The sequence below is a fragment of the Aestuariivirga sp. genome, from assembly GCF_044239095.1.
Lineage (GTDB): Bacteria > Pseudomonadota > Alphaproteobacteria > Rhizobiales > Aestuariivirgaceae > Aestuariivirga.
The window spans coordinates 1-10064 of sequence record NZ_JBIICB010000150.1; the positions used below are offsets into that span (position 1 = coordinate 1).

At 62.7% G+C, this 10064-nt stretch carries 7 protein-coding genes and 1 pseudogene; 3 read left to right on the forward strand and 5 right to left on the reverse strand.

Annotation, left to right across the window (positions count from 1 at the left end):
- Nucleotides 1–79 precede the first annotated feature (79 nt).
- Nucleotides 80–2224, reverse strand: a complete 2145-nt coding sequence (locus tag ACILRA_RS13825; protein ID WP_395662678.1) for a sodium-translocating pyrophosphatase — start codon at nt 2222–2224, stop codon at nt 80–82.
- 231 nt (nt 2225–2455) lie between these two features.
- Here ACILRA_RS13825 and ACILRA_RS13830 point away from each other — a divergent pair, with 231 nt between their 5' ends.
- The 3 genes and pseudogenes from ACILRA_RS13830 to ACILRA_RS13840 all read left to right on the forward strand — a co-directional run bounded on the left by ACILRA_RS13830 (nt 2456) and on the right by ACILRA_RS13840 (nt 7141).
- On the forward strand, nt 2456–3442 hold the full coding sequence (locus ACILRA_RS13830; protein WP_395662679.1) for a hypothetical protein: 987 nt from the start codon (nt 2456–2458) through the stop codon (nt 3440–3442).
- 140 nt (nt 3443–3582) lie between these two features.
- Nucleotides 3583–4455: pseudogene (locus tag ACILRA_RS13835) on the forward strand (transposase).
- 694 nt (nt 4456–5149) lie between these two features.
- Nucleotides 5150–7141 (forward strand): hypothetical protein, encoded by a 1992-nt coding sequence (locus ACILRA_RS13840; protein WP_395662680.1) that lies wholly within the window; start codon nt 5150–5152, stop codon nt 7139–7141.
- A gap of 192 nt (nt 7142–7333) precedes the next feature.
- Here ACILRA_RS13840 and ACILRA_RS13845 read toward each other — a convergent pair whose 3' ends face one another.
- The 4 genes from ACILRA_RS13845 to ACILRA_RS13860 all read right to left on the reverse strand — a co-directional run.
- Complete coding sequence (locus tag ACILRA_RS13845; RefSeq protein WP_395662681.1) at nt 7334–8605, reverse strand: MFS transporter; 1272 nt, start codon at nt 8603–8605, stop codon at nt 7334–7336.
- On the reverse strand, nt 8602–9078 hold the full coding sequence (gene nusB, locus ACILRA_RS13850) for a transcription antitermination factor NusB (RefSeq protein ID WP_395662682.1): 477 nt from the start codon (nt 9076–9078) through the stop codon (nt 8602–8604). Before nusB ends, ACILRA_RS13845 begins: the two co-directional genes overlap by 4 nt.
- Nucleotides 9075–9569, reverse strand: coding sequence for a 6,7-dimethyl-8-ribityllumazine synthase (gene ribH / locus ACILRA_RS13855; RefSeq protein ID WP_395662683.1), 495 nt, complete (start codon nt 9567–9569; stop codon nt 9075–9077). The genes nusB and ribH overlap by 4 nt, the downstream gene beginning before the upstream one ends.
- A partial coding sequence (locus tag ACILRA_RS13860) for a riboflavin synthase (protein WP_395662684.1) occupies nt 9566–10064 on the reverse strand: 499 nt, incomplete at its 5' end. The genes ribH and ACILRA_RS13860, both read right to left, overlap by 4 nt.

Below are 10064 nucleotides of genomic sequence, written 5' to 3' on the forward strand. Positions count from 1 at the left end.
TCCCGGCCTTCGCCGGGATGACGCCACTCAAAAAAATGCCCCCGTCCGCTGAGGTGCGGGCGGGGGCTTGTCGCGTGACTCAGTGACCGGCGAGAACGGCCAGCAGCAGCAGCGCCACGATGTTGGTTATCTTGATCATCGGGTTCACGGCGGGGCCCGCCGTGTCCTTGTAGGGGTCGCCGACGGTGTCGCCGGTGACGGAGGCCTTGTGGGCATCCGAGCCCTTGAAGTGCTTGACGCCCTTCGAGTCAACGAAGCCGTCCTCGAAGGACTTCTTCGCATTGTCCCAGGCGCCGCCGCCCGCCGTCATCGAGATGGCGACGAACAGGCCGGTGACGATCACGCCCATCAGCATGGCGCCGACGGCCGCGAAGGCCATCGCCTTGCCGGCAATCGCGAGGATCACGAAGTAGACCACGATGGGCGAGAGCACGGGCAGCAGCGAGGGAACGATCATTTCCTTGATCGCGGCCTTGGTCAGCATGTCCACGGCGCGGCCGTAGTCAGGCTTCTCCGTGCCCTTCATGATGCCGGGCTTTTCCTTGAACTGGCGGCGCACTTCCACCACCACGGCCTGGGCCGCACGGCCCACGGCCGTCATCGACATGCCGCCGAAGAGATAAGGCAGCAGGCCGCCGAACAGGAGGCCGACGACGACGTAAGGATTGGCCAGCGAGAAGTCCACCGCACCCAGTCCCTTGAAGTACTGGTAGACGGTCGAACCTTCGGCATTGGCCTGTGCCGTGAAGTAGGCCAAGTCCTGCGTGTAGGCCGCGAACAGCACCAGCGCACCGAGGCCCGCGGAGCCAATGGCATAGCCCTTGGTGACGGCCTTGGTGGTGTTGCCGACTGCGTCCAGCGCGTCAGTGTTGTGGCGCACTTCCTTAGGCAGGCCCGCCATTTCGGCGATGCCGCCCGCATTGTCCGTCACCGGACCGAAAGCATCGAGCGCCACGATCATGCCAGCGAGCGCCAGCATGGTGGTGACGGCCACCGCGGTGCCGAACAGGCCACCGAGGATGTAGGTCACGATGATGCCCGCGATGATGACGAGGGCCGGAAGGGCGGTCGCTTCCATCGAGACGGCCAGACCCTGGATCACGTTGGTGCCGTGACCGGTGATCGAGGCCTCCGCGATGGAGTTGACCGGGCGCTTGCCGGTGCCCGTGTAGTATTCAGTGATCCAGATGATCGCCGCGGTGATGATGAGACCAACCACGCCGCACCAGAACAGGCTCATCGGCGTGAAGCCGCCGAGATCGACGGACATGCTGCCGAACACCAGGTAGATCACCGGGAGCAGTGCGATGAGCGAGAGCACGCCCGTCGCGATCACGCCCTTGTAGAGCGCGCCCATGATGTTGTTGCTGGCGCCGAGCTTGACGAAATAGGTGCCGATGATGGAGGTCACCACGCAAGCGCCGCCGATGGCCAGCGGCAGCACCATGCCGGCGAGCTTGAACTCAGCCGGAAGGGCAATCGCCGCGAGCACCATGGTGGCAACCGCGGTCACCACATAGGTTTCGAACAGGTCGGCCGCCATGCCGGCGCAATCGCCGACGTTGTCGCCGACGTTGTCGGCGATGGTGGCAGGGTTCCTCGGATCATCTTCCGGGATGCCCGCTTCGACCTTGCCCACCATGTCGCCGCCGACGTCCGCACCCTTGGTGAAGATGCCGCCGCCCAGGCGCGCGAAGATCGAGATCAGCGAGGCGCCGAAGGAGAGAGCCACCAGAGCGTCGATGACGGTGCGGCCCGTCGGGTCGAAGCCCATCGAGCCCGAGAGGAAGCCGAAATAGAGGGTGACGCCGAGGAGGCCCAGCCCTGCGACGAGAAGGCCCGTGACCGCGCCCGCCTTGAAGGCGAGGTCGAGGCCGCCGGCGAGCGACTTGGTGGCCGCCTGCGCCACGCGCACATTGGCGCGCACCGAGACGTGCATGCCGATGAAGCCCGCGAGGCCGGACAGGATCGCGCCGATGGCGAAGCCGATGGCCGACCAGACGCCAAGCAGCAGCCAGGCGAGAACGAAGATCACCACGCCGACGATGCCGATGGTGGTGTACTGACGGGTGAGATAGGCCGTTGCGCCTTCGCGCACGGCAGCGGAAATCTCCTGCATACGGGCCGAGCCGGCGTCCGCGGCCATCAGGCCGCGCGTCGTCACGATGCCGTACACGATGGAGAGCGCGCCTGCGAGCACGATCAGCCAGAGTGCAGTGGTCATGATAAACCCTTGTGTTTGTTCAGCGTTTCCCCAGGGCCCCAAATGGCGGAACACTCCGCCTCATCCCTGCCCCGGAAAGTGCTGTCCGTATGCCAAATCAAGGCCTTGAGTGCAACAAGCAGAACGGATTGGCCCACAGATGAAATACCACCCTGAGGCTGTGTTTCCGCCACGAAAGCGGCGGGATTTCATGGTCTATAGACTCCCGGTGGCGAAGGACGGGACGGCGGCATGAAGAACTGGGTCTGGGGCATTGTAACGATTGCATTTTTGGCTGCCGGGCTGGCCGTGCTGCCCAGGGGCCTCGAGGCTCTCCAGCTCCTCGCCGGACCCCGGGACGAGGCGGCCGTGGCCCATTACGCCCTCACCTTGCGCACCCCCGCCGATTATACGCGCGGGATTGACGGGGCGGTTGCGGCGAAGGACGAAGACCTTGCGGAAAGCCTGCTGGCGCTGGCGGATGAGCGTGGCGTGCCCCTGCCCGAGACCTACCGCGCCAAGGTTGCGGACGCCAAGGCAGAAGCCGATGCCCGCATGGGCGCTGATGCCTGGAACGGCTTCCTCTACGGCGATGCCTCCAACGAGGCAGCCCTTGCGGGCGCGGTCGCCAGCGACCTCACCGGCATCGGCGATGTGCGCGACCTCTACACCCAGGCCGAAAACTATTTCACGGGCAAGGAGGTGGACCCCTTCCTGGTCGGGCTCTCCACCATAGGCCTCGGCGTGACGGCCGCCACCATCGCCTCGGCCGGTATCACACTCCCGGCGCGCTCCGGCCTCAGCACCGTGAAGGCGGTAAAGCGGGCGGGCAAACTCTCCAAGCCGCTGGCCAAGGAACTCTCCGTGATTGCCGCCGACGCCCTCGACAAGCGCGCCATCAAGGGACTTGCCACATCTCTGGAGAGCCTGGGAACGGACATCTACACCATCGGCAGCAAGGCCGGTTACCGCGCCACGCTGGCGACACTGGGCACGGCCGCGTCGGTCAAGGAGGTGGGCATGATCGCCAAGCTCTCCGCCCGCTTCGGCAAGGCCACCCGCGCCGTTCTCGTGCTGGCGGGAGGCGCGCTGACCTTCGCCAGCGTCACGGCCTCGGCTGCCTTCTGGTCGATCTCGATGCTGATGTGGGTGGTGGCGGCATTGCTGGGCGTGACCAGGCTATGCTGGCGGTTGGGACGCTGGATGGCGCCGATGCCGGCAAGACTTGCTACCGCCTAGATCATGATCCGCAAAAGTGGGAACCACTTTTGCGGATCATGATTACCCCGCATTCGCCAGATGACACACTGATTTCTGGCAGAATTTCCACGATTAAGGTATATATATCAGGCGTTTAACCTGAACCGCATGAGGCCCTCATGGAGAACCCGGCGGGTGAATCGAGGGATGGTGCTCTCAGGCTCGATTTCAACCGCCGTCTGAAGCTTGAGTTCCATGGTTCGCGGCTCGCCTCCGATGCCGGGCTGCTGGCTTATCGCGAACTCGACGATGCACTGGGCCTCAGCGCGATGGCCTGTGACGTGCCCGCCGATGCCCGCACCGGCAAAAACGGCCGCCATGCGCTGGTCGGCATGCTGCGGCAGCCGGTGTTCGGGGAGAAGAACCTTACTGCGCTCTCCGATCTGTCAGGCCAATGGATCGACAAGGTGCAGGCTCGCCGTTCAACAGGCAGCAACTTACTGGATATGGATTCGAGCGTAAGCCCGACCCATGGCGAGCAGGAGAGCAGCGTCTGGAACGATCACTTCGAATGCGCGTGCTACCATCCGCTGTTCGTGTTCAACCAGTTCGGCGACCGCGAACGCTGCGCCCTGCGCCCAGGCAATGTTCACAGCGCAGACGACTGGAGGAGTGTGCTGCAGCCTGTCGTTGAGCGTTAGCAGGAACGGGACCTGCGCCGCTACTTCCGGGGCGATGCCGCCTTCGCCTCACCCGACATCTATGAGTTTCTGGAGACAGAGGGCTACAAGTCTACGATCCGTCTCCTGCTTCACGCCCTCGCCGACAATCTCGGTAACTTCCTGCGCACCCTTGCAACACCCGAACCGATCAAGGACTGCTCGCTGACCAGCCAGGGGGAGAAGCTGATCAAGATCGGCGCGAAGATCATCAGCCACGGCCGCTATGTTGCCGTCCAGATGGCCGAAGTCGCTATCCCGAGACAACTCTTCGCCGGCATTCTGCGGCTGATCGCCGAACTGCGGCTACCGCCTGATCCATCACCGGCGTGAAAGGCCCGGTTGTCCTGCGTTCCAGATCAAACCAAGGGAGAGGTGCGTCTTGATCAGCGCACAATCACGGCAAAATCGACATACACGGCAAACAATGAGCAGAAATTGCTGTCATGGCAGACCGTCGACGCTGTTTGCCAAGGGCCGGTCTTGCATCCGGCCCAGAATTGCGCAACACCCGGACCTAACAAGCCAGTCATCTGGTGGATGTCGGTTTAAGGGATGGGACCCTGTTGGCCATTTTCGACCATTGGGGTAGCCGTTGTCGACCACTGCCGAGGCTAGGCCCGTAGAGGACTTTTCCTGACGTATCGATCCAAAAGTCACCGACCACATGCAACACGACAGCTTTCGTAGTGTTACTGAGACAGTCACTATTGTTCTGCGCTGCAATAGGACTTTTGCATCGCACAGAGACATCCTGAGACTGATTGCCGGACTGCGGCCACCGCCTGATCCAGTGCCGACATGAGCGGACCGGTTGTGATGAGTTCCAACGAAAACCAAGGAAGAGGTGCGTCTCCACAGTTCTGGCGCTGAACACGCCATCGTTGCCGCCATCAGTGCCTGGCGGCCTGCGTTGGAGGGCGCGTTGGCGCGGGGGTTTTGCCAAACGACCACCAACGTGGCAACAACAACCCCGAAACGTCGGTCATCCGGCGAATGTTGGACAATACTGAAAGCCGCTTTTGCAATGCGCATCGCCTATTATTTTGAACCGATCATGACAACCTTCACGGCACTGGATGATCAGGGAGTGCTGATCGATTTGCACGAGCGCACATTCCGGAGCAACGGTTGGGAGCCGGTACGGCTGAGCGAGCAAACCTCGCGCAGGCACCCCCTGTATGAGTTCTTTTCCCGCAGAGACACAATCCTCGCCAGGACAAAGAATGAGTGGTCCTATGCCCGCGCCTGCTACATGCGCTGGCTGGCCTATGCCGTGGAAGGGATTCCCTTCTGTGACTTCGATGTCCTGAACTACGGATTCACGCCTGAAGATGCAGCCGAACTCATGGCAGAAGCGAAGGCGCCCCTGCTGATCTCGAATGCGGGCGCCGTCGGTCTCTTGCGCTCATCCGACTATAAGAGCGTGATCAACCTCTTCGTCGATTTCGTCAAGAATCCCGTCTTGAGAGGTCGCCTTAAAACCGAAGACATCAATGACATGACGATACTGCAGGAGCTGAGTCCGGGCTGGTTCACGCAAGTTCCGTTCGAAGATCGGCGCTTTGCAAAGGACTATTCGACCGAGGGGTGGCGCGAGGCAAAGCTGGTGCATTATCCCTACCACTATACCCCCGTGCCGCGCGGTCGCACCGCCGTGCAGGCAAGACTGCCTGAGGAACTAAAAGTCGCGCAGGTTATTGAGGAGGAACTCGCCAGGTTGGGGTGCAGATCGATGCTCGACCTCTCCTGTGGCCGCGGGATGCAGGCAAACGATCTCTTCACCTTTGGCTATGCAGGGACGGTCATGTCTCTTGCCTCGGCGGCGGAGAACAGGAGAAGCGTGGGAAAGACTCTGGATAGTAACCCCGCATGGATCATGTTGCCGCAGCCCGGAGCATGGAACGTGCAGGACGGTTCTCACCTGGCGATTGAGGAACTCATCGACATCCTTGCGGGACGGGGGCTCACCGAAAGCCTGCGGGCCAGTTTCGATTCCGTGGTTATCGGTTCTCGCTTCTTGAAGGCCCGCAACCTGGACCGGCTGCTCGAATCTTTACCATCGCTGAAGGTCGTCGGCCTCGTGAGGGGCAAGATGGATGGGAAGGAGGAGGCTGAAGTCCTGGTTCCGCCATCCTGGTTGGACGCCCACGCATTTCACGAGGTGGCGGCTGTGCATTCAGCAGGTCTCCGGCTCTATGAACGGCATACGGGCGCACGCGCGATACCCGTTCAGAAAGAGCCTTTCTCGATCGGTTCTGTCGTGACCTCGCTGGGGCCAACACCCAGACGTATCTCGGCGACCAAGATGGATTTTGGCGAGCACTGGCTCAAGCACTGTGCGGCCTCCTGGAGAATGACAGCGCCAGTGGTGCGCTCGGTCTCGGAGATTGCGCCATCTCTTTCGGGGATCGAATGGGCGAAGGTTGAAGCAAAACCGAAGATCGCCGAACTGATTGCTGCCATTCCTCCGGACAACAAGAAACCGGTATTGCTCGTGAATGCGGACATCGTGATCACGCAGTCCCTCCGCGACTTGCAGCACTCACTTTGCGACAGCGTCCTCTATTATGGGCGACGTGTCGATGTCGTCGCACCCAGGGAACCCAAGGCGAAATATACGGCTCTAGGCTATTACCACTGGGGGTTCGACTATTTCATTCTGCCGCCGGAGTTCGTCCGGTCAGTGAACCTGGAAAGATCACTTCCAGACTTCTTCCGGATCGGCGAGCCTTGGTGGGACTATGCCATTCCGATCCTGGCGCTCGCCAGTGGCTTTCCCGTAAAGCGTCTCGCAATCAGTAAGCCAGCAGCGTTGCATCTGAAGCATCCAATCGTCAGCAATCAGTATCTGAAGCAAACTGGAGTCAAGTTCATTGCATGGCTCAGGACGCTTGATACGTCGCGATCGACCGTGCTGTCGGATATTCTGCCGTATTGGCTGCAAGAAGAAAAGTTGGTCGAGATAAATGGCGGATTTTCGCGGCTAACGGCCGCGATACTGGAAGACATGCCTTAGGTTGCTATGCCCACCTGCGGCGTGGGGGCAGGGATCGTGTCTGCCCCGCGCGCTCCGACTCACGTGGCGGACTCGCGCTACGTGAAGTATCGCGGATAAATGAAAAGTCGCCGAATTTCCCATTAACAGATTGATCTTGCGCGAGTTCTTTTCGACCAGGTGAGTCCACCTGGCCGGAACGCGCTACGACCGTCATCCCGGCGAAGGCCGGGATCCAGCGTTCTTGTCAGCGCCCAAAGCTGGACCCCGGCCTTCGCCGGGGTGACGTGGCAAGGGGGCCGGATGGCGCGCCAGCCAGGCGATCATGACGAGTGCCAGCACGACCATGGGCAGCACGGCGTAGTTCACGCCGCTCCAGCCGAACCAGGCGAGCAGCTTTCCGGCGCTGAGCGAGGTCAAGGCCGTCGTGGCGAAGACGAGGAAGTCGTTCAGGCCCTGGGCCTTGTTGCGCTCCTCCGGCTCATAGGTATCGGTGAGCAGCGCCGTGCCGCCGATGAATCCGAAGTTCCAGCCCAGACCCAGCAGGATCAGCCCGGCGGCGAAATTCTCAAAATGAATGCCCATCAGGCCCGATACTGCAGCACCCACCAGCAGCAGCATGCCCAGGGCTGAAATCTTCTCCGCCCCGAAGCGGTTGATCAGGCTGCCGGTGAAGAAGCTGGGAACGAACATAGCCAGCGCATGCCACTGGATGACCCAGCTCGAATCCTTGACCGAGAAGCCGCAGCCCAGCATGGCAACGGGGGTGGCCGTCATCACCAGCATCATGATGCCATAGGCCAGCATGGCGGTGAGGGCCGCCACGATGTAGCGCGGCTGGCGGGCGATGACGCCCAAAGGCCGGCCCGAGGGCGCGTCATGCTTCTCGGTCAGCGGAATGTCGACGGCGAGCAGCAGCACGGCGCCGATGACCGCCAGAAGCGCCATCGCCGCCCAGGTGCCCGCGAAGGTGACCGGCGCCAGCAGGTCAACCGTGTACATGACGATGAGCGTGCCAATGAGAGCGGCCACGATGCCGCCCGTCATAACCCAGGAGATGGCCTTGGGGCGGAAGGCCGGACTTGCCGTATCCGCCGCCGCGAAGCGGTAATAGGAGGCCGAGGCCTGATAGATGCCGACGAGAAGGCAACCCGCCAGGAACAGCCCGAAGCTGCGCTGGAAGATCGCCACCATGCCGATGAGTGCGCCGGCGGCCCCCAGCAGCGCACAGGCAACGAAGCCCGCGCGGCGGCCCACGCGGCGCATCAGCAGCGAAATGGGGAAGGTGGTGAGCGCGGTGCCGACGATGGTGAGCGACATGGGCAGCGTTGCCCAGGAGGGGCTGGGCGCCAGCTGCGCGCCAACCAGCCCCGAGGTCACCACGACCGCCGTCAGCGTTGCGCCATAGAGTGCTTGCGCGCTGGCGAGGATGACCGCATTGCGGCGGGCCTTGCTGTCGTCGAAGACTGTGTCTTCCGCCGTCACGCGGCGAATTCCCGAGGCCGCTTCTGGCGCGCCAGCCTGTCCAGCACGCCGTTGACGAAGCGCGGCTCCTCCGTGCCGAAGAAGGCATCCGCCACGTCGACATATTCGCTGATCGCCACGCGTGCCGGAACGCGCTCCATGAACATCAGCTCATAAGCCCCCGCGCGCAGAATGGCACGCACCGTGGAATCGAGCCGGTGCAGCGGCCAGCCCTTGTCGAGGATCTGGTCAACCACGGGATCGATGGCCTTCTGCTCGCGCACCACGCCATCCACCACCTCTTTGAGGTGCCGGTAGTCGGCCTCGCCACACTGGCCATCCTCGAAATTCTCGCCCACGGCGCGGGCGGAGAACTGGGCCAGCGTCTCGCCCACGTCCGAGCCCGACAGGTCCATCTGGTAAAGCGCCTGCACCGCGCCCAGCCTTGCGGCAGAGCGGCGCTCGCGCGGATATTTGTTGTCGCTGGCGTTCACGAGCCGGCTTTCACGTCGAGGCCTGCGGCCTTGCGGCTCATCAGCCGCGAGTAGCGGATCATGGTCAGGGCGGCTTCGGCTGCGCCGCCGCCCTTGTCCATCTCGTCCACCCGGGCGCGGGCCCAGGCCTGGTCATCATTCTCGCAGGTGAGGATGCCATTGCCGATGCACAGGCCCTCAAGCGTCAGATCCATGATGCCGCGCGAGCTTTCGTTCGCCACGACATCATAATGCGTGGTCTCGCCGCGCAGCACGCAGCCCAGCGCGACATAGCCGTGGTAGAGGCCCGTCTCATGCGCGATGGCGATGGCGCCGGGAATTTCGAGGGCGCCTGGAACCGCGAGCCGCTCCCACGTGGCGCCAGCCATCTCGATATGCGCGATGGCGCCGCGGCAGAGCTCGTCGCAGATGTCGCCATAAAAGCGCGCCTCAAGGATCAGCATGTGGGCGCGGGTGTGTTCGACGGAGGCCTTGGACTTTTCGGATTTCATGTCGGTCTGTACTCGGTGAGGCGGGCCACATAGCGCGCCAGCATGTCGATTTCAATGTTGACCCGCTGCCCCTCAACCATGGTGCCCCATGTGGTGACGGCCTGGGTGTGCGGAATGATGTTGACGCCGAAGTGATTACCCTCGACCTCGTTGACGGTGAGCGAGGTGCCGTCGATCGCCACCGAACCCTTGGGCGCGATGAAGCGGGCCAGTTCATTGGGCACGCGGAAGCGGAAGCGTTGCGAGGCGCCTTCGGGCGTGATCGACACGATCTCGCCCAGCCCGTCCACATGGCCGGACACGATGTGCCCGCCCAATTCATCACCGATCTTGAGCGCCCGCTCGAGGTTGATGCGGGTACCCTCAGCCCAGCCGCCCAGCGTGGTCTTGGACAGGGTTTCGGCAGAGGCCTGAATGGCGAACCAATTCGCCCCCTTTTCGATGACGGTGAGGCAGCAGCCATTGCAGGCGATGGAGGCGCCGAGGTCAACGCTC